Raw genomic sequence first — 22829 nt, 5'->3', positions numbered from 1 at the left:
CGGCCAAAGTCGGGCGTAACCGGGCAACGCCGTGGTTACGGCGTGTCGTGCATGGCGGCGTTGACCGCGGCGCCGTGGGTCTCGACCCACTCGCCGTAGATCGGGCCGAGCAGATCACAGACGGCCCCGTGAGCGGGGTAATCGACCCGCGCCGGTGCGCCCCGGTACCTGCGCCGCTCGACCAGCCCACGGCGTGACAACGAGCAGCGGGGCCGCGCGAGTTCCACAACTCACGCGGCCCCGCTGCGACCAGCCAAGTCGGCGCGGCGATTCCCCTCCGTGATCGCCGCGCCCGGATCAGGGACGGCCGAGGGTGGGCATCACCAGCCGGTGTTGCCCCGCACCGGGATATTGACGAAGCTCGGGCGCTGCGGGTCCAGCTGCACGTGCTGCGGCTTCAGCTCGGTGTCGGCCAGCATGGGCAGGATCGGCAGGCCCTTCGGGAAGTTGCCCGCGTAGACGTCCACGCGCAGCCGGTGACCCGGCTTCAGCAGCGCCTCGGTGGCGGGCAGGCCGATATCGAGGGTGGTGGCCTCGCCGGGGACGGTCTTCTTGCGCTTCTCGATCGAGGTGAACGGGCGCGGGTCGGTGTAATCGCCGTTGGCCGAGCGGCTGCTGTTGGCCTGATCGACCTCGCGCAGCGATGCCATCAGCTGACCGGAGGACAGCACCGTCGACTGGCCGTCGGGCGCGACATCGTTGACCGTCACCACCCAGTAGCCGTCGGTGGCGTCCTGAACGGTATTGAGCCGCACCGCGATCGGGCCGGAGACGGTGGTCGCCTCGGCGACCGGCGCACTGGTGAAGGTCAGCCCGTTGAGTTCCTGGATGCGGGAGTCCTTGGCGCAGCCGTCGATGATCGACAGCACGCCCGCGGTGCCCTGCGCGGCATCGTTGGAGCACAGGCTGGTGAGGCCGGGCGCCACGGTCAGGCGGGCGGTGTCGGCGTTGGCGCCCGCGGTGAGCGAGCCGTCGTGCACGCTGCGCGCGGTACCGCTCGGCGCGGCCGACAGATACATCCGCCGGTGCTCGGCACGCTGGTCGGCCGGGGCCGATTCGCCGAAGCCGTCGCGGGTGACCCAGCCGCCGCCCTGCTGACGCAGCGTCACCGGACCGTAGCTGTCGATGCCGTTGTCGATGCCCTTGAGCCACTTGTCGAACCACGCGCGCTGCAACACATCCAGGCGCGGCGGCAGACCGGGCTTGCCGTACTCGTTGCCGGAGTTCAGGTGATAGGTGTTGCCCATCAGCAGCTGCTTCTGGCCCGGCGGCAGCGAGATCTTGTTGTAGATCTTGGATTCGGAGTAGGTGAACAGGTCGTGCCAGCCGCCGACCACGAATGTGGGCGTCTTGATCTTCGACGGATCACCCAGCCACGCTTGCCGTTCCGGGCTGGTGTGGTCGAGCATGCCGTGCAGGCGCGGGTCGATGTCGTTGATGTTCACCTTGGTGTAGGCGTTGAGGAAGACGTCGAGGTAGGTGAACGGCGAGGCCATCCGGTCGGTGAGCCACTGCTGGTCGAAGGTGCCGAGGACCAGCGAGGACACATCCGGCACCCATTTGAGGCCGTTGATCGCGGTCAGCCACAGCGGGATGAAGTTGAAGCCGAAGCCACCGCCGGGCATGAGCACGTCGTTGGCCAGGTCGCTACCGGGAACCACCGGGAAGATCGCCTTCAGCGCGGCCGGCTGCTTCTCGGCGGCCTGCACCTGGTTGATGCCGGAGTAGGAGATGCCGTTCATGCCGATCTTGCCGGTCGACCACGGCTGCTTCGAGGCCCAGTCGATCACCTCGACGGTGTCCTGCTGTTCCCGATCGCGCAGCATGTCCCAGACACCTTGGGAGAAGCCGGTTCCGCGCACATCGACCACGACCTGCGAGTAGCCGCTCTTCACCAGCTGCCGGTCGACGGCGAAATTGCGCAGCTCACCACCGGCGAAGGCCTTGGTCAGGTCGGTGACGCCGGACAGCGGCGTGCCGCTGAAGTCGATATCGCGCAGCAGTTGCAGCAGCGCGTCGGACAGGCCGGGGATGGACCCGGCGTGATCGGCCAGATTCGACACCAACTTGGTGTAGGGCGTCATGTTGACGATGGTGGGCGTCTTCGTGTCGACCGGGTGCCCGGATTCGTCGGCCGGACGATAGACGTTGCCCTTGAGCACCGTGCCGTCGCTCATCGTGATGGGCACGTCCCATTCGATGTGGATCTTGGGGTACTGCTGGGGGCCGTCATGGGTCGCGGCCCAGCTCGCGCCTGCCGCACCACCGTCCGGACCGGCCGCCGCGGGCGTCGCGAGCGCGCTCTGCCCCAGCAGGGGAACGAGCAGCACCGCCGCCACCATCATCACAACGGCCCGTAAGACGTACTTCATCGGACGTGACCCACCTCTCGCACTGGTCAGACGGTCAGCAGCCTACACACCCCTTACCGCGCGGTAATAATCGTCAGTCACTTAATGCGCTCGGCGGCCGGTCGGACGGTGTTTTTGCAGGGCATTTCGGCAGCGCGGAAGCGGTGACCGACCCAGACGGACGGGGCGGTTATCGGGCCGAAACGCTAGCGCGCCGCGTCTCGGAGTGAGACGCGGCGCGCTGAGAGAGTGCGGGAAGGTGCTTACTTGCCACCCTGGCTCGCGACGGCGGCGGCACCGGCGGCCGCGGCTTCCGGGTCGAGGTATTCGCGCGGACGCACCGGACGCAAGTCCTCGTCGAGCTCGTAGCGCAGCGGGATGCCGGTGGGGATGTTCAGGCCGGCGATATCGTCATCGGAGATCTGGTCCAGGTGCTTGACCAGCGCGCGCAGCGAGTTGCCATGCGCGGCCACCAGCACGGTCTTGCCCGAGAGCAGATCCTTGGAGATGGTCGACTCCCAGTAGGGCACCATCCGGTTCACCACATCGAGCAGGCATTCGGTGCGCGGCACCTCGATTCCGGCGTAGCGCGGGTCGCCGGTCTGGCTGTACTCGTTGTCGGCCTCGATCGGCGGCGGCGGGGTGTCATAGCTGCGACGCCACAGCATGAACTGCTCGTCGCCGTACTTGTCGCGGATCTGGGCCTTGTTCTTGCCCTGCAACTCGCCGTAGTGCCGCTCGTTCAGACGCCAGTCACGCACCACCGGAATCCAGTGCCGGTCGGCGGCGTCGAGGGCGATATTGGCGGTGCTGATCGCGCGGCGCAGCAGCGAGGTGTAGACGATGTCGGGCAGGATGCCGTGCTCGGCCAGCAGTTCACCGGCCCGCTTGCCCTCGGCGATGCCCTTGTCCGTCAGATGGACGTCCACCCAGCCGGTGAACAGATTCAGGGCATTCCATTCGCTCTCGCCGTGGCGCAGCAACACGAGGGTGTACGTCATGCGGGCCATCCTGCCATGGCCGGATCGGTGGCGGGCGGGCACCTCGAGCGGTGGACGTGCCGGTCAGGGGATCGGGGGCAACTCGGCGCGGGCGAGCGGTCGACCCGAGTGAGCAGGCCTCGGCGGCCAGCGGCGAGCCGGCGCGATGCGGGGCCTGGTGCGGCGCTCAGCCGGGTGCGGGCAGGTCTGCCGCGAGGATGGCGGCGCCGACGAGGGTGGCGCCGTCGGCGAGCGTCGACAGCTCCACGCGCAGGTCGCGGATGAAGTTCAGGCCCGCGTGCCGGGCGATGGCCGCGCGCATCGGTCCCCAGAGCGGTTCGCCGGAGTGTGCGAAGCCGCCGCCGATGACGACGGTATCGACGTCGAGCAGCGCCGCGGCCGAGCTGATGGCCTGGCCGAGCGCGGTGCCCGCCCGGTCGAGCGCGGCGACCGCGATCGGATCCCCGGCCGCAGCAGCTTCCGCCAACTCGGCACCGTTCGCACCCGTCCAACCCCGCTCCCTGGCCCACCGTGCCGACGACATCCCACTCGCGACGGCCTCGACGCAGCCGAATCCGCCGCAAGCACACGGCACATCCCAGCCGGGGACGACGATGTGACCGATATGGCCGGCGTTGCCGGTGCGACCGGAGGCGACGCGGCCGTCCACCAGCAGTCCACCGCCGATCCCGGACGACACCGTCATCGCCAGCGCGTTCGGCACACCACGCAGCGCCCCCGAATGGTGTTCGGCCAGGGCCAGACACGCGCCGTCGATGGCGAATCGCACCGCGGCACCGGGAAACAGCTCGCCGACCGCCGATACGATCGCGAATCCGTCGCGCCATTCGGGGATATTGAGCGGCCCGGCAACTCCCGCGGGCACATCCACCGGCCCCGCCGATCCGATCCCGACCGCGCTCACCGACTCCCCCGCGGCCACCTCGAGCAGCAGCGACCGGCATGCCTCCCACACCTCTGACTCCGGAACCGCGACGCGCCGCACCGCACTCACCCGGCTCTTTTCGTCGACGACCCCGGCCGCGAACTTCGTCGCCCCGATATCGAGCGCCAGAACCGCCACGCAGCCTCCCTGATCGATGTGCGAACCCGATTGTCGCCCACCTGGCACCGGCTCGACCCGCGACACAACTGCTGAGCTGCCGCGCCTCAGTCGCGAGAGCGGGTACCAGAACCGTGATCTCGGAGGCGGTGGGATTACTGCGGTTCCACGCCCACGGCTGCGGCTCCACGCCCACGGCTGCGGCTCCACGCCGACGGCCCGGATTCCGCAGGCGCCTCGGCCGGCACAGCACCCCGCGCACCTTTCTCCCGCCACCGGAGCGAGCCACATCTCGACCCTCGCTGAGCCCGAGGCGGAAAGACGGGCAGCACTCAGCGCGAAATCCGCTGGCGCTCGATCACCCGCCGACGCATGCTCGGCAGGTGACCGATGAACACCCTCAGATCGTGACCATCTTCCGTTCGCGGCTGCGCCCGGACGCCGAGGCCAACGGCTATTCCGCGATGGCCGATCGGATGGAGGAACGCGCCAGGGCCATGCCCGGTTTCCGCGATATCAAGTCGTTCACCGCGGCCGACGGTGAACGCGTGTCCATCGTCGTCTTCGACAACCGCGCCGGCCACGACGCCTGGCGCGCGGACCCCGAACACCGCCGCGCCCAGCAGCTCGGCCGCACGGATTTCTACAGCGAATACTCGGTCACCGTCTGCGAACAGGTCCGCCACTACAGCTTCCGGGACGTGCCCGAGGCACGATGAACCGGTGGGCCGCCGTCTCGACCCACCGGTTCAGGCACGCGTCATCGAACTTCCGGCAACCTCACGCCATTTCCGGCACCCGCAGGTGTGCGATCGCCAGTTCGAACTCGCGGACGTCGAGCGCCTCGACCCCGGTCTGCCTGGCGGCGTCGACGCGCAGGGCCGCCGACTGTTCCCGGCTGCGCCGCATGGCCTCGGCATCGTCGTAGGTGGTGCAGGACACGGCCCGGCCGGACTTGCGGTTGACCATCAGGCTCGCGCTGCAGAACCCGTCGAGTTCCTCCATCGCGGGCAGGGTGTTGGCCTTGTAGACCTCGATGGCCGCGTCGATGCGGCTGGGATCGGTCTTCACCCAGGTCGCGCGCACGCAGGCGCCCTCGTGGGTGCGGTGGGCTCGGTGCAGGCCGGCGATTTCCCATTCTTCGACGTGCGCGCTCCCGCCGAACAGGGCGATCGCGCGTTCACGGATCGGGCCGACCCGCTCCGTGCTGGCATGCATGGCTTCCTCGGTCTCCCAGGAGCTGGTGGCGATGCAGCGGCCACTGGTCCGGTCGACCATCAGGGACAATCCGACGCACCCTGGTATTTCTTGGAGTTCTGGCAGCACGACATCACGCATATGCGCAATCCCGGCGTCGATAGCGGAGGGTTGCGCCTGAATCGTGGTAGATCGCGCGTACACGATCCACCCCCTCTCTGCTTCGGGGCAGCGCCCGGTGGCGCCACCGGTGCTCTTCACGATGCTCCCCAGCCGACACGTTAGGCAAGAGGCCGCCGCGATCATTCCCGGCAACCTCGCCAACCGGGCCGGTCGGCGAGGTGATCTCGCCGGCCGGTCCACCTCGACGGGCTAGTTCGACGGATAGTGCTGCTCGAGCCACTGCTCGAAGGTCGGGCCCGCGATGATCGCGCCCGGACCGGGCAGGAGCGCACCGGCGGCCTGGAGGTCGCGGTTCGGATCCTGGTCGTCGATGATTTCTTCGACCCGCGCCGGAGCACCGCGACGTGCGGCCAGCCTCGCGGTGGCCGCGGCCAGGTTCAGTTCCTCCGGGCCTGCGATCTCGGTCATCTCGGGTGCGGAATCGGCGAGCGCCAGCCTCACCAGCTCCTCGGCCACCGTGCGCGCGGCGACCAGCTGAGTGCGTGTCGCCGGAATGTAAGCGCTGTCGCCACGGGTGTTCCAGTCCAGCATCATCTCGGTGAATTCGTGGAACTGCGCGGCCCGCAGAATCCGCACCGGCAGCGGGCCTTCCCGGTAGGCACGCTCATGGGCGAGCTTGCCGGCGTAATGGCCCGCGGTGAACGCGTCGATGCCGATGATCGACACCAGCACGATCCGCCGCACCCCCGACGCCGACGCCGCCTCCTGCACATTCCGGGCGATGGTGGCGAAGAAGTCTTGTACCGCAGCGGTTTCCGTCGTCGACGCGTTGGTCGCGTCGACCACCACATCCGCACCGGCCAGAGCCGGGGCCAACCCGGCACCGCTGTAGGCGTCCACCCCGGCCGCCCGCGTCACCGCGGCCACCTCATAACCCTGATTCTTCAAAACATCCACGACCTCACGGCCGATCCGCCCACTGGCACCCAGCACCGCAACCCGCATCACTACCTCCAACATCCGGCTCGGTCACCACACCGACGAGGTAGCGCCCGCCAGTGTGACACCGCCGAGAGCTACATGGCTGAGGCATTTCGCGAGAAGACCTCTCGCTCATGTAGCGCTCGCGGCCGCCTCAGGAGGTGCGGCGGGCGAAGCGGCCGGGGTCGGCCTGGTCGCGGGGTTTGACGATGATCTGGTCGAGGTTGACGTGCGGGGGGCGGGAGGCGGTGAAGGCGACGATTTCGGCGATGTCCTGGGCTACCAGGGGGTCGATGCCTTCGTAGACCTTGGCGGCGCGCTCCTCGTCGCCGGAGAAGCGGACCAGGGAGAACTCGGTTTCCACTGCGCCGGGCGCGATTTCGGTGAGACGCACGGGTTTGCCGAGCAGCTCGCCGCGCAGCGTGCGGTGCAGGACGGCCTGGGCGTGCTTGGCGGAGGTGTAGCCGGAGCCGTTGTCGTAGGCGTGGAAGGCGGCCACGGAGGTGATGGTGACGATGAGCCCGTCGCCGGAGTCGATGAGCTTGGGCAGCAGCGCCTTGGTCACCCGCAGCGTGCCGAGCACGTTTGTCTCCCACATCCAGCGCCAGTCGTCGAGATCGGCTTCGGCGACCGTCGCCAGGCCCTTCGCGCCGCCGGCGTTGTTGACCAGCACGTCCACCCGGTCGATCGCATCGGTGAAGGCCCGCACCGAGTCGTCGGAGGTCACGTCGAGTTCGAGGGCGGTACCGCCGATCTCCTCGGCCAGCCGCTGCAACCGGTCGAGCCTGCGGGCCCCGACATACACGTGGTAGCCCTGCTTCGCGAGCTCGCGAGCGGTGGCCTCCCCGATTCCCGAACTGGCTCCGGTGACGACAGCGGTACGAGTACTCATAACCCTGAGCCTAAAGTGCCCCCACCGGCATCGCCGCGCACCCGGCACGGATCACATCCGCCCGGAACTGCGATCGCGCGCTCGGCTCATCCGCCGCGTCCGGCCGACCGCTAGCCTGACGCCATGGGTATTCGGGAAGTCGTCAGCGCGGACGGAACAACCATCGTCTACCGGGTCAGCGGCCCGGCCGAGGGCACACCGCTGGTGCTGCTGCACGGATGGTCGGCGAACCTGCGGTGCTGGGGCTCCGCCGCCGATGATTTCGCCGAGCGCTACCGCGTCATCGCGGTCGACCTGCGCGGGCACGGCTACTCGGACGCACCGGAAAGCGGCTACGACGATCCGAAGAATTGGGCCGCCGACCTGGCCGCCGTGCTGTCGGCCGAATCCATCGACTCCGGCGCCGTGCTGCTCGGCTGGTCCTACGGCGGCATCGCCATCAGCGATTACCTGACCGCGTACGGCACCGGCGCGATCGCGGGCGTGATCTACAGTGGCTCGCTGGCCAATATCGGCCCCGACGTCCCGGGCGCGGCGGTCGGCCCGGCCATGCAGACCGCGATCCCCTCGGTGTTCGAAGAGAGCGCGGGCCGGGCCATGCGCGGTTTCGCGGCCTTCGGCAATTCGAACACCGGACCGGGTGCGGACAAGGGCGTCGACGCGCAGCGCCTGTTCGGCGCCAGCCTCTCCACTCCCCCGTTCGTGCGCAAGGCCCTGTTCTACCGGACGGTGGACAACTCCGAGACCCTGCGCAACCTCGACGTTCCGGTGCTCGTGCTGCACGGCACCGCCGATCCCGTCGTGCCGGTCGACAACGGCCGCTACATCGCCGAGCTGGCGCCGAAATCGCGCACCTCGTTCTGGGAGGACGCCCAGCACGGGCTGTTCATCGAGGATCGTGAACGCTTCGTCGCCGAGGTGAGTGAGTTCATCGAGGGGCTCTGACACGCAGCACTGTTCTGGCCGTCACGCGGTGCTGGACCACAGCACACCCAGTCCAGATCGGCGGCACAGCGCACGTGGCCTCGAATCGATCGCTGCGAGAGCGTCGCCGGGCAGGTCCTGGCGACGCTCTCGCACCTCGTCGTTGTGGTCGGCTCGAACGGCCTGGTACGAGTCCCGGATGGCGCGGCTCGTCAGCGTGCACGGTCGAGCAGCAGCTCCGTCACCCGGCGTCCCCAGCCAGGGTGAGCGGGCTCACGCTACCGCTTGTGATGGCTGTCACTCGTCGGGAAGCGGGCACCTGAACGCGGCGTTACACGATGCAGTATGGACAGTGTGAGTCAACGCCCGGAACCACGGCCCCGTCGGATCGCCGTGTTGTCGGTGCATACCTCACCACTCGCGCAGCCGGGCACCGGCGATGCGGGCGGCATGAACGTCTACGTGCTGCAAACCGCCATCGAGCTGGCCCGGCGTGGCACCGAGGTGGAGATCTTCACCCGGGCCACCTCCTCGAACGTCCCCCCGGTGCAGGAAGCCGCGCCGGGCGTGCTGGTGCGCAATGTGGTGGCGGGCCCGTTCGAGGGCCTGGACAAACACGATCTGCCCACTCAGCTCTGCCCCTTTACCGCCGAGGTGCTGCGCCAGGAGGCCAGGCATCTGCCCGGCCATTACGACCTGGTGCACTCGCATTACTGGCTGTCGGGCCAGGTCGGCTGGCTGGCGCGGGACCGCTGGCGGGTGCCGCTGATCCACACCGCGCACACCCTCGCCGCGGTGAAGAACGCCGCGCTGGCCGAGGGTGACTGTCCGGAGCCCGCGACCCGCGAGATCGGCGAGAAGCAGGTGATCGCGGAGGCCGACCGGATGGTGGCCAATACCGGTGAGGAGGCGCGCCAGCTCGTCGAGCTGTACGGCGCCGATCCGGACCGGATCGACGTGGTTCCGCCCGGCGCGGATCTGAGTCGCTACCGTCCCGGCGACAAGACCGCCGCACGCGCGGAATTCGGTCTCCCGCTCGACGAGCAGGTGGTCGCGTTCATCGGCCGGATCCAGCCGTTGAAGGCGCCCGATGTGCTGGTGCGCGCCGCGGCCGAGGTGCTGCGCCGCGAACCGGACCGCAAGCTGCGGGTGCTGATCGTGGGCGGGCCATCGGGCAGCGGCCTCAAACGCCCGGACGCGCTGATCGAACTCGCCGCCGAACTCGGTATCGCCGATCGCGTGACGTTCCTGCCGCCGCAGTCCTCGGACCGGCTGGTTCAGATCTACCGCGCCGCCGATCTGGTGGCGGTCCCCAGCTACAACGAATCCTTCGGCCTGGTCGCGCTGGAAGCGCAGGCCAGCGGCACTCCGGTGCTCGCCGCCGATGTGGGCGGGCTCGGCACCGCCGTGCACGACGGGCACACCGGTCTGCTGGTGTCCGGCCACCGCACCGACGATTGGGCCGACGCCCTGACCTCGCTGCTCGACGCCCCCGCCCGGCTCGAACTGATGGGCACCCGCGCGGTCGAGCACGCCGCGGGCTTCTCCTGGGCGCACACCGCCGACGGGCTGCTGGCGAGCTATTCGGCCGCGCTGACCCGATACGCCGACGACCGCGCCGGGCTCGCCGCCCTCTCGGCCCGCACGACTATCCTCGGCGACAGTCAGGCCAGATCGCGGGCGCTGTGGCGGCGCCGGACAGGAGCACGCCGATGAGCCAGGTACCGGAGGCAGCCGCCGTCGCCGACGTGATCGACGCGACGCTGGCCGACCGCGAGATCGAATACACCCGCCCCGCCGACGACACCTTCGTCGTCGTGCTGCCCGGCGAACGCAAGCTGAAGACCACGCTCATGCTCACCGTCGGCAAGCACGGCGTGCGGATCGAATCGTTCGTCTGCCGCAAACCCGACGAGAACTTCGAGGGCGTCTACAAATACCTGCTGCGCCGCAATCGCAAGCTCTACGGCGTCGCCTACACCCTGGACCGGGTGGGCGACATCTACCTCGTGGGCCGGATCTCCAACCATGCCGTCGACCCCGACGAACTGGACCGCATTTTCGGCCAGGTGCTCGAGGCCGTCGATTTCGATTTCAACACCCTGCTCGAGCTGGGGTTCGCCGAATCCATTCGCAAGGAATGGAAGTGGCGCGTCTCGCGGGGCGAATCGTTGAAGAATCTGCGCGCGTTCGAGCATTTGATCGACGAATCGTCCGATACGCCTTAGGGTTTCGCGCGAACTGGCCCGCTGGCGGAGCCAGACCGGCGGCACCGAGCAGTTGGGCGACACTGGGGGCAGCGCGGGGTTTCAGCGCCATCTGGCCGCACGCTCTCCCGACGGTGCCGAATTCGAGCCGGAGGCCGAGTTCGCCACCGGCACACTGCGTTACATCGGTGACGTCCTGGTGCCTACGGCGTCGGCACGGTGGGCTACCAGGCCCGTGCCGGTGACGACCACAACCCCTACAACCGCACCGTGGTCATCCGGGCCTGCGGCGACGACGTCACCGGCACCGCGCATATCGACCTGCCCGAATCAGCCCACATCCGTACTCAGCTCCCACCGGCCGGCTGCGCACCGTTACTGCGCCGTGCGATCAGGCAGCCTGGCCGGCCCGCCGTCCGGACTCAGCGCCCGCCGGCCGGCTGCGGCGGGACCGGAGTCGCCGAGATCGTCGTCGCGGGCTTGCCGTTCAACGCCGACATCGACTTCCACGTCGCCCAGTCGATGGTCCAGTCGTAGAGATCGCCGTCGGCGGCCGACAGCTCGATCCGGGTACCGGTGACCTCGACTGGATCGCCGTACAACGCCGTCGCGAAGTAGGCTTCGGCGTCGGCGGGTGAGAGGTTGATGCACCCATTGGTGACGTTGGCCGCGCCCTGCGCCGACAGCGATTCCGGATTGGCGTGGATGAACTCGCCGTTGTTGGAGATCCGCACCGCCCAGCGTTCGCGCACATTCTCGTAGTACGGCGGATTCGACATCATGAAGTCCTCGTACTTCTCGGTCACCACATGAATCCCCGAGCGGGTCACATTGCGATCCTCATTGCCCTCGCCGTAGCTGACCGGGAAATCGAAGATCAAGGCCCCGTCGCGGACCACTTGCATGCGGTGGCTGGGTGCGTCGGCCTTGACGATCTGGGCGCGGCCGATGGTGAAATCGGAGGTGATGTCGGAGTCGCCGTAATTGCCGTTGCCGAGATCGAGCCCGTAGAGCATGGCGGCCACGTGCACGCTGGTGCCCGGCGTCCAGTACTCCTTGGGCCGCCAGTGCAGCCGCGAGCCGCCGTTGTCGTCGGGGAACCAGGCCCACGCACCCTCGGTGGGCGGATTCGTCGTGACGGTGAGCGCCTTCTCCACCGCGGCCTTGTTCTGCACCGGCGCCTTGAACTGCACGATGATCGGCGCGGCGATGCCGACTTCCTGACCGTCGCCGATATTCAGGGTGGCCGGGACGGTGGCCTTCGGCGCGAGCGTGCTGAAGGTGCCGTCGATCGGGACGGGTTTGCCGTCGGTGCCGATGGCGGTGCCGGTCCAGGTGTAGGACGAGTCGTAGCCGAGCGGTTCGATGGTGCGGAAGCTGCGCTTGTCCGGCGACATCTCGCCCTTGACCTGCCTGCCGTTGGCGTTCGTCAGCGCGATCTGGTTGATGGTGCCGTTGTCGACGGTCACCGAGACCGGTGCGGTCGGGTTGACGTCGGCGGCATCGTCGCCGGGGGTGATGGTGACCGAGGCGATCGGTTCGTCCGACGCCGGTCCGGCGCCGTCGCCGCGGTCGATGGTGCATCCGGCGATCAGCGCCACCACCGCGAGCAGCACACCCGCCACAGCGGCAGCCGGCCGGAACGTGTCTGGTCGGTTGCTCACCCCATCGAATCTACGCCCGGCTAATCGATGCCCGGCCCATCCTCGGGTCGAATCGGGCGCTCAGCGGTGTGTGTTCGGCCACGTGGGGGCCGATGTTTGCCGACAACGCACCCGATGCCACAGCAATCGTGCAGCAATCCGATCGCGTCGAGTTCTACAGCGTGATCCCGACGGTGACCGGCTCGGGAACCAACCCGATGCCGAACCGATCGGCAACCCCGTCCCGGACCGTCCGCGCCAGCGCGACCAGATCGGCCGCCGTCGCCGAGCCGCGATTGGTCAGCGCCAGCGTGTGCTTGGTCGACAGCCGGGCGGCGGCCTCCGGTCCCGGGAATCCCTTGCCGAAGCCCGCCCGCTCGATCAGCCAGCCCGCCGACAGCTTCACCCCGTCCGGCGCGGGATAGGTCGGAATCGCGACGTCCCCGACATGCTCCCGGATCGCCGCAAGCACCTGCTCGGCCCGCTCCTGCGGCACGACCGGATTGGTGAAGAACGACCCCGCGCTCCAGGTGTCGTGATCGGCCGGGTCGAGCACCATCCCCTTGCCCGCGCGCAGCTTCAGCACGGCCTCCCTGACCTGCGCGGCAGGCCGTGTTTCGCCGTCACTCGCGCCGAGCACGCGCGCGAGCTCCCCATACCGCAGCGGCGCACTGTCCCCGCTCGGATCGAGCGCGAACTCGACAGCCAGCACCACCGCCCGATCACTGTGCTTGAGCACGCTGGTCCGGTACCCGAAACCGAGTTCGGCCGGCTCGGCCCAGCGGATCTCGCCGGTCGCCCGGTCGAGCAGCCGGACCCGGCGCAGCAGCCGATCGACCTCCACGCCATAGGCGCCCACGTTCTGCACCGGCGTCGCCCCCGCCGACCCAGGGATTCCGGACAGGCATTCCAGACCGCCGAACCCGGCGTCGACCGTCGCCGCGACCACCGCGTCCCAGTTCGCACCGGCCTCCGCGAACACACCGTCGGCGCCGAAGGTGACCTCGGCGTTGCACACCCGCACCACCACGCCGTCGAAACCGTCGTCACCGATGAGCAGGTTGGAGCCGCCCGCGAGCAGCAGCAGCGGGATACCCGCGCCGTCGAGGGCACGGACCGTCGCGACCAGGGCCTCGGTACTCGCGCAATCGGCGACGATGGCCGGGCCGCCGACCCGCAGCGTCGTCAACTCCGCAAGCCGCACCTCATCCCGGACCGTCGCACCAGTCCCCGACAGCAGCTCACGCATCTGTTCCGACGCCACCAACCGTGAAGTTCGCACAGCCAGACGGTAGCGTGTCCGTCCATGGCTACACCCCTGGCGTATACGGCCAGCTACACCCATCCGGCTGCCGCCGTGCGCGCCGCCGTCGCCGACAAGCAGTACTGGACGGACCGGATCGCGGCCGTCGGCGGTCCCAACGCCCGGCTGGAGTCGGTCACCGTCGAGGGCGATCAGGTGCGCATCGAGATGGTGCAGGCCATCGCCGCCGAACTGCTGCCCTCCGCGATCACCGCCGTGCGCCCGGGTGACCTGATCATTCCTCGTATCGAGACCTGGACCGGCAACTCCGCCACCTTCGAGGCCCGGGTAGAGGGGGCGCCCGCCGAGGTCCGCGGCACCATCACCCTCGGCGATTCCGGCGCGGGCTCCACCGCCGCGATCGAAGGCAGCATCGAGGTGAAGGTTCCGCTGTTCGGCGGCAAGATCGAGGCCGCCATCGCCGAACGCCTCACCGAACTGCTGGCCGAGGAGACCGAGTTCACCAACGCCTGGATCTCCGAGAGCTGACTCGTTGTGACGCCGACGGCGTCGCCGGGGACCGGATTGTGCCAGGTCACTTCTTCGGCTGCCCGGCGATGCCGTGACAACCGGTCCCGGTAACGTAACCGCCCATGGCTCGCCGACTGGACTACTCCGCCCGCTACCCGCTGCACACCACCAAAGAGCTGTACGCGGCGCTGTCGAACCGGGATTACTGGGAAGCCCGGATGGAGGAGATGCGCAAGTACTCCCCCAACGAAGTGATCAGCCTGGAGTCCAACGACGACGGCATCGAGATCGTGCTGCACCACATCCTGCCGCGCGACACCCTGCCCGAGATCGCGCAGACGGTGATCCGCAAGGACATGGTGATCACCCGTAAGGAGAGCTACGGCCCCTTCGGTCCCGAGGTCGAGGGCAAGTACTCCGCCTCCATCCCGGCGGGCCCCGGCAGTCTCACCGGAACGATGCGCCTGTTCCCCACCGAGATCGGCTGCACCATGCGGATCTCGTCCGAGGCGAAGGTGTTCATCCCGATGGTCGGTCCGCGCCTGGAACAGCTGATGCTGGTGAACCTCGTCGACCTGTTCCGTGCCGAGGCCGAGGTGACCCAGCGGTGGCTGGAAGAACAAAACCCCACCAGCTGAATCCGATAGGCACGATCACCCGCGGCACCACCGGCGTCAACCGATTGCGCCGCAGTGACCGCTGGCTGATCAACGACGACCTTGTCACCGCCCGCCTGCACGCTGCCGCCGATCCGCTGGTGGTCGACCTCGGCTACGGCGCGAGCCCGTGGACCACCTTCGAACTGGCCACCCGCATGCGCACGGTCCGCCCCGACGTGCGCGTGGTCGGCCTGGAAATCGACCCCGATCGGGTGGTGCCCGCCCGCGACGGCGTCAGCTTCGCCCGCGGCGGTTTCGAACTCGCCGGTCTGCGCCCTGTCCTGGTGCGCGCCTTCAATGTGCTGCGTCAGTATCCGGAGTCCGCGGTCCCTGAAGCCTGGGCCACTATCTTGTCGGGCCTGGCCCCCGGCGGCCTGCTCGTCGACGGCACCTGCGACGAACTCGGCCGCCGCAGCGCATGGATCCTGCTCGACCACACCGGCCCGCTGTCCCTGACCCTGGCCTGGGACCCCTTCACCATCGACCGTCCCTCCGACATCGCCGAGCGCCTCCCGAAGGCGCTGATCCATCGCAACGTCCCCGGCGAAGGTGTCCACGCCCTACTCGCTGCCGCCGACCGAGCTTGGTCCCACGCCGCCCCGCTGGCCCCCTTCGGCCCGCGCGTGCGCTGGCGCGCCGCCGCAAACCTGTTGCGCGACCAGGGTTTCCCGGTCCGCGATTACCGCCGCCGAATGCGCGACAACGTGCTGTCGGTCCCCTGGGACGTAGTTGCACCGTTGAGGGGTCGCACACCTTCTGGCGAGTTCGCACAGGTTAGAGCCTGTGCGAAGTAACCAAAACCTGTGCGATAACTCCCACCATGGGGCGGGCTAGGCGGCGGCGAGGGCTCGACGGAGGCGGACAGCGGCCCAGGTTCCGAGTGGTTCGGCTGCGGTGCGGATTTCGGTTGGGGCGCAGCGGTGGATGGCGAGAGCGTCGGCTACCACCTCGTCCAAAGCCGACTGGGCGATGTCGGACTCGGCGAGGTCGAGGACGGTGCGCACCGGCGTCGTCACCAGAAAGGGGCCCGCGGACTCGAGATCGCCGCTCGGCAGCCGCCTGCGCTGCACCACTACCCGCTGCGTGACCGGCGGCCGTCCGGCGGCCGCCGACAGATGCAGATAGCTCGGGTGCAAGCGGCCGATTCCGTGCAGATCCGCGGCACTCTGATGAGAGACGGCCACCGCCCCGTCGAACCAGGCCGCCCACATGGCGCACTCGTCGAGCGGACCCTCCGGCCAGTTCGCCATACGCAGCATTCCGACGCCGGACCTGGTCACCGAGCCGTTGCTCAGGCAGGCGCGCACCCGATCGGCACACCCGGTGCGCAACACCTGACGGGTGGTGAAGAACCCCGCGTGACGCCCGGCCAGCCGGCACAGCACCCGCCAGCCCCGCCCGGAATCGCCGCTTGCGGGCGCGAGAGGATCGGGAAGGAAACCCGGGCTGAACCGCGCCGCTTCACCGGCCATGGGAACCAGAGTACGTGGCAAATCTGTGGCTCATGTCACAATCGGTGCGGCTCGGCTACGAGACATCCCTCACCGCACCCTCAGAGCCGACACAGAAACGTCGGGAAGAATCTGGTCCATGCCCACGAAGATCCGCTCCACCTTGACGGTCAGTCGCCGCACCCTGGTGATCGCCCTCGTCGCGGTGGCCGTGCTGCTGGCGACCGTGCTGGTCGGCGGCGAGGCCTACGCGCGGCACGCGGTCTCGAGCTGCGTGAGCAGCCAGTTCGAGAAGGAGATGGGCTCCAAGATCGACGTCGGTTTCGGTGCCAAGCCGATGCTGGTGACCTGGGTCGACGGCAAACTACCCGAGATCAACGTCAACAGTGACGATGTGAAGTTCGGCCCCGCGGTAGGCATGCACGTAGCGGCCACCTTCCGCGATATCGAGGTCACCGACAACGGCCGCGGCGGCGCCGCGATCGGCCGCTCCACCGCCGACGTCACCTGGAGCAATGAAGGCATCGCCAAGACCCTCGGCGGATTGGTGAGCAATGTCAGCTCCTCGGCGGCCGAGGGCAAGCTGACCATGGAGGTGCTCGGCGGCCTGGCTCAGGTGCAGGTCCAGCCGCAGGTGATCAACGGTGCCGTGCAGGTCGACGTCCAATCGGCGCACGTGCTCGGCATCGGACTGCCGACCGACCTGGTGCAGGGCATCGCCGACCTGCTGTCGGAGAGCTTGCAGATGTACCCGTTCGAGATGAAGCCGACGGGCTTGCAGGTCACCGATGACGGCATCCGGGTGCAGTTGGCCGGCGGTCGCACCGAGCTGCCGGCGAGCAACGACGGCAGCTCCTCCTGCTGAGCGTCGTGCGTCGGCGACGAACCCACCACGGCCTGCGTTCAAGCCGCGAAACCCTCCAGTACCGCACGGGATTTGGACAATCCGAGCCGCGTGGCGCCGGCCGCGACGAGGGCGGCGGCCGCCTCTGCGGTGCGGATACCACCGCTGGCCTTGATACCGAGCCTGCCGCCGACGGTCTCGGCCATCAGCTCGACCGCATGGACGTCGGCGCCGCCGGCGGGATGAAATCCGGTGGAGGTCTTCACGAAATCGGCGCCCGCCTGCTCGGCTACCCGGCAGACCTGCACGATCGCCTCGTCCGGCAGCGCGGCCGATTCGATGATCACCTTGAGCAGCGCCCGGTCCCCGACCGCCTCCCGCACGGTGACGATATCGGCGAGCACCGCGCTGTAATCGCCCGCGATGGCGGCGCCGACGTCGATGACCATGTCCACCTCGGCCGCGCCCTGATCGACGGCCAGCCGCGCCTCCGCCCCCTTGACCAGCGAATGATGTTTGCCGGACGGGAATCCGGCCACCGTCGCCACCACCAGCCCCGGCGCGCGCACCGGCAGCATCGACGGCGACACACAGATCGCGTACACACCGAGTTCGCGGGCCTCGCGCACCAGTTCGGCCACCTGGTCGGCGGTCGCCTCCGGCGCCAGCAGGGTGTGGTCGATCATGTCGGCCACTTCGGCCCGGGTCAGCGACGCGGAATCTGCCATGGGGACAAAGTCTGGCATATCGCCGGCACACCGTTCGGCCCGGCGGAATCCCGATTGCGCGACGCAGGCGCTTCACGCACACTTCTGTTGGTCGGGAAGAGAGGACAACCGTGCTGATCCGACGCGAACGCGCCGGCGACACCGACGCCATCGCCGCAGTCCACCGCAGCGCCTTCGGCCCGCAATACACCGGCCAGGAGGCCATCGAACCCCCCGAAGTCGATCTGGTCGAACGCCTACGCAGCGATCCCGGCTGGATCCCGACGCTGTCGATGGTCGCGGTGGAGCACGACGCCGTCATCGGGCACGTCTGCCTCACCCGCGCCGCCGTCGGCCCGTTCCCGGTGCTCGCGCTCGGACCGATCGGAGTGCAGGCAGGCCATCAAGGCGACGGTGTGGGCGCGGCGCTCATGCACGCCGTCATCGGGGCCGCCGACGCCCTCGACGAACCCCTGATCGGACTGGTCGGCCACCTGGACTACTACCCGCGCTTCGGTTTCGTGCCCGGCGCCCGCCTCGGCATCGCGCCGGACGAGTCGAGCTGGGCGAGCCACTTCCAGGTCCGCGCGCTCACCGCCTATGACGCGCAGATCGTCGGAGAATTCCATTACGCGGAGCCGTTCTACAGCTGATTTCGCTCGCGGAATGACGCTGACGACGTCTCGCCTCTCGGCTGCCGCTGGTCGGCGCCGATGGACACGCACGATGGGTCGAGAACTCAGGGAGCGCGGAATCGCTTCGGATCGGCGGCGTCATCGACCGATGCAACGGATGCGGCGAGCTGCTAGGCGTCGCCGCATCCGGCCCACCCCCGCCGTCTGGTGTACTCGGTGCGAGCGGGCCTTTCCCACCTGCGAGGATGGGCTCATGAGTGCTGCTCCCTCCGTCACCGACGATCGTCGTTACGTGCTGACCCTCGGCTGCCCGGACCGTCCGGGCATCATCGCCGAGATCACCTCGTTCATCGCGGGCTTCGGTGGATCGATCGTGGAGGCCGGCTATCATTCCGACCCGGAGACCGGCTGGTTCTTCACCCGGCAGGCCATCAAGGCCTCCACGGTGCCGTTCGATCTCGGTGAGCTGCGCACCCGCTTCGCCGACGTCGCGGCGAGCCTCGGCTCCGAAACCGACTGGCAACTGCTCGATTCCGGTGCGCGGCGCCGCGCGGTGCTGCTGGTCAGCAAGGACGGTCACTGCCTGCACGACCTGCTCGGCCGGGCCGCCTCCGGCGAGCTACCCGCCACCATCGAGGCGGTGATCGGCAACCATCTCGATCTGGCCGAGATCACCGAAGCGCACGGCGTGAAGTTTCATCACGTCCCGTTCCCGAAGGACGCGGCCGAACGCGGCCCCGCCTTCGAACAGGTCCGCGCCCTGGTCGACCAGCACGACCCGCACGCGGTCGTCCTGGCCCGCTTCATGCAGGTGCTACCCGCGGACCTCTGCGAGCACTGGGCGGGCAAAGCGATCAACATCCACCACAGCTTCCTGCCCTCGTTCGTCGGCGCCCGTCCCTACCACCAGGCCTTCGCCCGCGGCGTCAAACTCATCGGCGCGACCTGCCACTACGTGACGCCCGAACTGGACGCCGGCCCGATCATCGAACAGGACGTCATCCGCATCGACCACGCCGACGAAGTCCGCGACATGGTGCGCCAGGGCCGCGACATCGAACGGGTGGTCCTGGCCCGCGGTCTGCGCTGGCACCTGGAAGGCCGAGTCCTGGTCCACGGCCGCCGCACCGTCGTCTTCTCCTGAGAGCGGCCTCGCACAAGTTCCGGTGACGTCGCACAGGTTTCGGCGCGCTTAAAGGTCCACAACCTGTGCGAGGAACTCACCTCGAGGCGGCAGGGCTCGGTCACTGCACGTCGAACGGCAGTGGGAGTGCAGGGTTTTCGGCGCTCAGCCCACGGCTTCGACCGGCTGGTACACCGAATCGAGTACGCGCCCCAGCTCTTCGTTGAAGCGTTCGTAGGCTTCGACATTCCCGAGGTGCCCGGTCGGCAGCACCTCGTAGCGAACCAGACTGCCTACCTCGGCGAGGATTTCGGCGAGCTGCTCGGAGTGGACCGGCGGGGTCATGTCGTCGAATTCGCCGGCCAGCAGGGTGGTCGGGACGACGAGGTTGCGGGCGGAGTCGCCGAGGTGCATGTCGGCTAGCAGGAAGCCGAACTTGGCGCGGACCGAAGCCGGGCAGGAGCGGACGACGGCCATGCTGAAATCGACCAGTTCGCGCGGGGCGTCCAGGGTCATGATCTGGCGGGCGAAGACCCAGCGGACGGGGGCGATGGGCGGGAAGACGATGGGGGTGCCGAGGCCCAAGCGGCCGAACCAGAAGGGCAGCGGGATGGTGCGACCGCCGAGCCAGGACAGCGGCTTGTTGAACGGGGGCACCACGGTGGTTTCGGCGACCAGGGAGTGCGGGCCGGTGTTGCTGAGCAGCACGGCTTCGGCTTGCGCGGTGACGCGGTCGGGGTGTTTGCCTGCCCAGGCCTGCAGGGTCATGCCGCCGAGGCTGTGGCCGACGAGGACGGCGCGCTGGCCGGGACGCAGGGCGGCGTCGAGGACCGCGCAGAGGTCGTCGGCGAGCAGGTCGCAGTCGAGGGGGCTGGAGCCGAGTTCGCTTTCACCGTGGCCGCGCTGGTCGTAGGCGATGACGCGGTATTCGCCGGCGAAGGCGTTGATCTGCGGGTACCAGTATTCGATGGCACAGGTCCAGCCGTGCACCAGCACGATGACGTCGCCGTCGGCGGGTCCGTACGCGTGCACGCGCAGCTTGACGCCGTCGGGGGTGGTCACCGGGATGACGTCGTGCGGAACGGTCGGCGGATTCAGCGCGGCGTTCTGGTAGGTACGTGACCGCAGGTTCGCACGGTGCACGTCCAGCATTCCCCGAAGCTGGGTCGGGAGGCTCGCCAACGCCGTCGGCAACATTGCACGCATCGGACACTCCTTTGTGTTACTGACAGATACAGTAACCATTGGAGCGCGTGCTAGCTAGTGCTAGCAGTCAGAAAGTTTCGGAGAACCGCGCGTCACCAGCGCAGACGGCAACGAAATTTTTTTTTCCGGATCGGCCGCACTGAGGAACGCGACCGTTCCCTGCCACCCGATCCAGAATCGCCGGCGTCCGCATGGCCCCCACGACTGCTCATCGGCTGGTCAGCGCTCATCGCCGACCGCGTGCCGTCCAATGACGCCGCCGAGATTCGCCTGATGAGGGCCCGTCAGGCCGGTTGGTGACCACCACCGCCACCCGCCCCGAGCGCCGCTCGCGACCAGAGCAGAGTCACACCTACCAGCGAGGCCCCCGCTGAATCTCATCCACCTTCGGCCGCACATCGGCCAGATAGATACCGGTCGCGATGATCGCGATGAACGCGAACAACCCCAGCCCCGCGAACGACAGCAGCAGAAGCAGCACCGCGACACCGAGGATCGCCAGCCAGATCGGCTTGGTCAGCTTGTCTACCGCCGTAAACGCGTCCGGGCGCTGACGTAGGGCGTGGATCAGCGCGAAGATCGTCGCGCCGAAAGCCAGCAGCCACAGCACGAGCACGATAAGGCCGGTCACACCCTGCGCAATTTCCACTCCACCATGATAGGAGCAAGCGCCGCCGCCCACCGGCTCCCAGCGGCGAGGAACGAAAAGCGACGACCCCGCGCACCGAATCGGTACGCGGGGTCGTCGGGTAGCGCGACCGCAGGCCCGTCACCGGGCGTGCGGCAGGCGAATCAAGCCTTCTTCGCGGCGGTCTTGCGCGCCGGAGCCTTCTTCGCGGGAGCCTCGGCCTTGGCGGCGGGAGCCTTGGCCGGAGCCTTCTTGGCGGCGGGCGCCTTCTTGGCGGGGGCGGGCGCGGTCTCGGTGGTGACCTCGACGACCTCGGCGTCGACGACGGCGTCGGCAGCAGCCTCGGCCTCGTCCTCGGCGGCCTTGGCGGAACGGCCGATCAGCTCGTTGACCCGGCCGAGCACGTCCTCGGCCCGCTCGGCGGCGTCCTTGTACAGCGACTCGACGCGGCCGACCTGCTCCTCGACCAGGTGGTTGGCGCGCAGCCGCTCCACGGTCTCCTCACCGCGCACGGCGAGGTCGGAGTAGATGTCGAGGACCTGGCGGTAGTACTGCTCGGCCAGCTTGCGCAGCTCCTCGGGGGTGAACTTCTCGCGCAGCTCGGCGAGGTCCTCCGGGAGTTCCGAGGGCAGGCCGGAGAGCCGCTCGCGCAGCGAGTCGAACTGGCCCTGGACGTCGGCGGGGAGGTTGGCGATGCGTTCGCGGGCCTCGTCGACGCGGCCGGTGACATCGGCGGGGAGGTTGGCGATGCGTTCGCGGGCCTCGTCGACGCGGCCGGTGACATCGGCGGACTGGGCGCGCTCGCGCACCTGGGTCACGGCGTCGAGGACGGCGGTGTAGACGGCGTCACCCGCGCCTACGGTCGCGTAGAGCGGCTTGGTGGTGGCGTTGTCGGTCATGTTTCGTTCTCCTGGCGTGGCGGAGTGTCGGTCGTAATATGCGGAACGGCACTGTCCCAGTCATCCCCCCCTGATTCGTTCCCTCCGTTTTCCCGGCGAAACGATTCGTAAATATCCAGCAAGACCTGCTTTTGCCGTTCACTGATCGTCGTGTCGGCGAGCAGGGCGTCCCGGACCGGGCTGTGCGGCCGTTGTTCGAGATAGCCGGCCCGTACGTACAGCACCTCCGAGGACACTCGCAGTGCCTTCGCGATCTGCGTGAGCACCTCGGCGGAGGGGTTGCGCAATCCGCGCTCGATCTGACTGAGATACGGGTTGCTCACCCCCGCCAGCTGTGCGAGCTGACGCAGCGAGACCTGGGCGGCCTCACGTTGCGCCCTGATGAAACCTCCGATGTCGTGCGCCGCGTTGGAGACGCGACCCCCCCGTTCCCCGAGACCCGAACCATCGTCCGGCTCCTCGGTGTGCTGGGCGGAAACCTCGGGCTGGTCTGCCATCACTCACCTTCTGGCGGTAGTACGTAACCAATGCTAGGGCAGGGT

24 protein-coding genes are annotated in these 22829 nt (G+C 68.6%); 10 read left to right on the top strand and 14 right to left on the bottom strand.

All coding sequences use genetic code 11. The features are described 5' to 3' along the window. Positions 1-320 precede the first annotated feature (320 nt). The 3 genes from FEK34_RS21015 to FEK34_RS21005 form a co-directional block, all read right to left on the bottom strand. The gene (locus FEK34_RS21015) at positions 321-2372 is read right to left on the bottom strand and encodes a CocE/NonD family hydrolase (RefSeq protein WP_138450196.1); all 2052 of its coding nucleotides are present in this window, start codon (positions 2370-2372) and stop codon (positions 321-323) included. A 242-nt stretch (positions 2373-2614) separates the two neighbouring features. After that, positions 2615-3352: a phosphoglyceromutase gene (locus FEK34_RS21010; protein ID WP_138450194.1), complete on the bottom strand. Its 738-nt coding sequence runs from the start codon at positions 3350-3352 to the stop codon at positions 2615-2617. A 166-nt stretch (positions 3353-3518) separates the two neighbouring features. Further along, positions 3519-4415: an ROK family protein gene (locus tag FEK34_RS21005; RefSeq protein WP_138450192.1), complete on the bottom strand. Its 897-nt coding sequence runs from the start codon at positions 4413-4415 to the stop codon at positions 3519-3521. A gap of 386 nt (positions 4416-4801) precedes the next feature. Between FEK34_RS21005 and FEK34_RS21000 the strand changes: the two genes are divergently transcribed. Then, on the top strand, positions 4802-5113 hold the full coding sequence (locus FEK34_RS21000) for an antibiotic biosynthesis monooxygenase family protein (RefSeq protein WP_249359457.1): 312 nt from the start codon (positions 4802-4804) through the stop codon (positions 5111-5113). A 61-nt stretch (positions 5114-5174) separates the two neighbouring features. Here the strand turns inward: FEK34_RS21000 and FEK34_RS20995 are convergent, their stop codons facing one another. The 3 genes from FEK34_RS20995 to FEK34_RS20985 all read right to left on the bottom strand — a co-directional run bounded on the left by FEK34_RS20995 (position 5175) and on the right by FEK34_RS20985 (position 7587). Beyond that, on the bottom strand, positions 5175-5795 hold the full coding sequence (locus FEK34_RS20995; protein WP_138450190.1) for an antibiotic biosynthesis monooxygenase: 621 nt from the start codon (positions 5793-5795) through the stop codon (positions 5175-5177). A 168-nt stretch (positions 5796-5963) separates the two neighbouring features. Next, the gene (locus tag FEK34_RS20990) at positions 5964-6719 is read right to left on the bottom strand and encodes an SDR family oxidoreductase (RefSeq protein WP_249359456.1); all 756 of its coding nucleotides are present in this window, start codon (positions 6717-6719) and stop codon (positions 5964-5966) included. A 130-nt stretch (positions 6720-6849) separates the two neighbouring features. Beyond that, positions 6850-7587 (bottom strand): SDR family NAD(P)-dependent oxidoreductase, encoded by a 738-nt coding sequence (locus tag FEK34_RS20985; protein WP_104360635.1) that lies wholly within the window; start codon positions 7585-7587, stop codon positions 6850-6852. A 123-nt stretch (positions 7588-7710) separates the two neighbouring features. Between FEK34_RS20985 and FEK34_RS20980 the strand changes: the two genes are divergently transcribed. From FEK34_RS20980 to FEK34_RS20970, 3 genes are all read left to right on the top strand, one after another. Further along, complete coding sequence (locus FEK34_RS20980; protein WP_138450188.1) at positions 7711-8532, top strand: alpha/beta fold hydrolase; 822 nt, start codon at positions 7711-7713, stop codon at positions 8530-8532. A gap of 324 nt (positions 8533-8856) precedes the next feature. Further along, positions 8857-10227, top strand: a complete 1371-nt coding sequence (gene mshA / locus FEK34_RS20975; protein ID WP_138450185.1) for a D-inositol-3-phosphate glycosyltransferase — start codon at positions 8857-8859, stop codon at positions 10225-10227. Next, the gene (locus FEK34_RS20970) at positions 10224-10739 is read left to right on the top strand and encodes a YbjN domain-containing protein (RefSeq protein ID WP_138450183.1); all 516 of its coding nucleotides are present in this window, start codon (positions 10224-10226) and stop codon (positions 10737-10739) included. Before mshA ends, FEK34_RS20970 begins: the two co-directional genes overlap by 4 nt. Positions 10740-11140: 401 nt before the next feature. On the opposite strand, the gene FEK34_RS20965 is transcribed toward FEK34_RS20970, so the two are convergent. Then, entirely contained in the window at positions 11141-12382 is a 1242-nt protein-coding gene (locus FEK34_RS20965; RefSeq protein WP_212748795.1) for a L,D-transpeptidase, read from the bottom strand. Positions 12383-12536: 154 nt separating this feature from the next. Further along, complete coding sequence (locus tag FEK34_RS20960; RefSeq protein ID WP_138450540.1) at positions 12537-13610, bottom strand: UDP-N-acetylmuramate dehydrogenase; 1074 nt, start codon at positions 13608-13610, stop codon at positions 12537-12539. Positions 13611-13667: 57 nt separating this feature from the next. Between FEK34_RS20960 and FEK34_RS20955 the strand changes: the two genes are divergently transcribed. The 3 genes from FEK34_RS20955 (at position 13668) to FEK34_RS20945 (ending at position 15588) form a co-directional block, all read left to right on the top strand. Next, positions 13668-14153 (top strand): DUF2505 domain-containing protein, encoded by a 486-nt coding sequence (locus tag FEK34_RS20955; protein WP_138450181.1) that lies wholly within the window; start codon positions 13668-13670, stop codon positions 14151-14153. A gap of 104 nt (positions 14154-14257) precedes the next feature. After that, positions 14258-14773 carry a DUF2505 domain-containing protein gene (locus FEK34_RS20950; RefSeq protein WP_138450179.1) on the top strand — a complete coding sequence of 172 codons (516 nt, stop codon included), beginning with the start codon at positions 14258-14260 and terminating at the stop codon, positions 14771-14773. Further along, positions 14743-15588, top strand: coding sequence for a class I SAM-dependent methyltransferase (locus FEK34_RS20945; protein WP_171048317.1), 846 nt, complete (start codon positions 14743-14745; stop codon positions 15586-15588). The genes FEK34_RS20950 and FEK34_RS20945 overlap by 31 nt, the downstream gene beginning before the upstream one ends. Before the next feature lie 36 nt (positions 15589-15624). Here FEK34_RS20945 and FEK34_RS20940 read toward each other — a convergent pair whose 3' ends face one another. Continuing rightward, entirely contained in the window at positions 15625-16266 is a 642-nt protein-coding gene (locus FEK34_RS20940) for a hypothetical protein (protein ID WP_249359454.1), read from the bottom strand. A gap of 118 nt (positions 16267-16384) precedes the next feature. Between FEK34_RS20940 and FEK34_RS20935 the strand changes: the two genes are divergently transcribed. Then, entirely contained in the window at positions 16385-17110 is a 726-nt protein-coding gene (locus tag FEK34_RS20935; protein WP_138450177.1) for an LmeA family phospholipid-binding protein, read from the top strand. 38 nt (positions 17111-17148) lie between these two features. Here FEK34_RS20935 and deoC read toward each other — a convergent pair whose 3' ends face one another. Beyond that, positions 17149-17817, bottom strand: a complete 669-nt coding sequence (gene deoC / locus FEK34_RS20930; RefSeq protein ID WP_138450175.1) for a deoxyribose-phosphate aldolase — start codon at positions 17815-17817, stop codon at positions 17149-17151. 110 nt (positions 17818-17927) lie between these two features. Here deoC and FEK34_RS20925 point away from each other — a divergent pair, with 110 nt between their 5' ends. After that, positions 17928-18449, top strand: coding sequence for a GNAT family N-acetyltransferase (locus tag FEK34_RS20925; RefSeq protein ID WP_138450173.1), 522 nt, complete (start codon positions 17928-17930; stop codon positions 18447-18449). 235 nt (positions 18450-18684) lie between these two features. Then, a complete protein-coding gene (purU, locus tag FEK34_RS20920; protein ID WP_138450171.1) occupies positions 18685-19575 on the top strand; it encodes a formyltetrahydrofolate deformylase in 891 nt (296 codons plus the stop codon). Between the two features lie 144 nt (positions 19576-19719). On the opposite strand, the gene FEK34_RS20915 is transcribed toward purU, so the two are convergent. From FEK34_RS20915 to FEK34_RS20900, 4 genes are all read right to left on the bottom strand, one after another. Beyond that, the gene (locus tag FEK34_RS20915; protein ID WP_138450169.1) at positions 19720-20760 is read right to left on the bottom strand and encodes an alpha/beta fold hydrolase; all 1041 of its coding nucleotides are present in this window, start codon (positions 20758-20760) and stop codon (positions 19720-19722) included. A 352-nt stretch (positions 20761-21112) separates the two neighbouring features. Further along, positions 21113-21409 (bottom strand): DUF2516 family protein, encoded by a 297-nt coding sequence (locus tag FEK34_RS20910; protein ID WP_104360649.1) that lies wholly within the window; start codon positions 21407-21409, stop codon positions 21113-21115. Between the two features lie 143 nt (positions 21410-21552). Continuing rightward, positions 21553-22287 (bottom strand): heparin-binding hemagglutinin, encoded by a 735-nt coding sequence (locus FEK34_RS20905; protein WP_138450168.1) that lies wholly within the window; start codon positions 22285-22287, stop codon positions 21553-21555. Next, positions 22284-22784, bottom strand: coding sequence for a helix-turn-helix domain-containing protein (locus tag FEK34_RS20900; protein WP_138450166.1), 501 nt, complete (start codon positions 22782-22784; stop codon positions 22284-22286). Before FEK34_RS20900 ends, FEK34_RS20905 begins: the two co-directional genes overlap by 4 nt. Between the last annotated feature and the right edge of the window lie 45 nt (positions 22785-22829).

Source organism: Nocardia cyriacigeorgica, from assembly GCF_005863245.1.
In the GTDB taxonomy this organism is placed as follows: domain Bacteria; phylum Actinomycetota; class Actinomycetes; order Mycobacteriales; family Mycobacteriaceae; genus Nocardia; species Nocardia cyriacigeorgica_C.
Note: the sequence above shows the minus strand (reverse complement) of the source record. Positions and strands in the feature narration are given on the sequence as shown.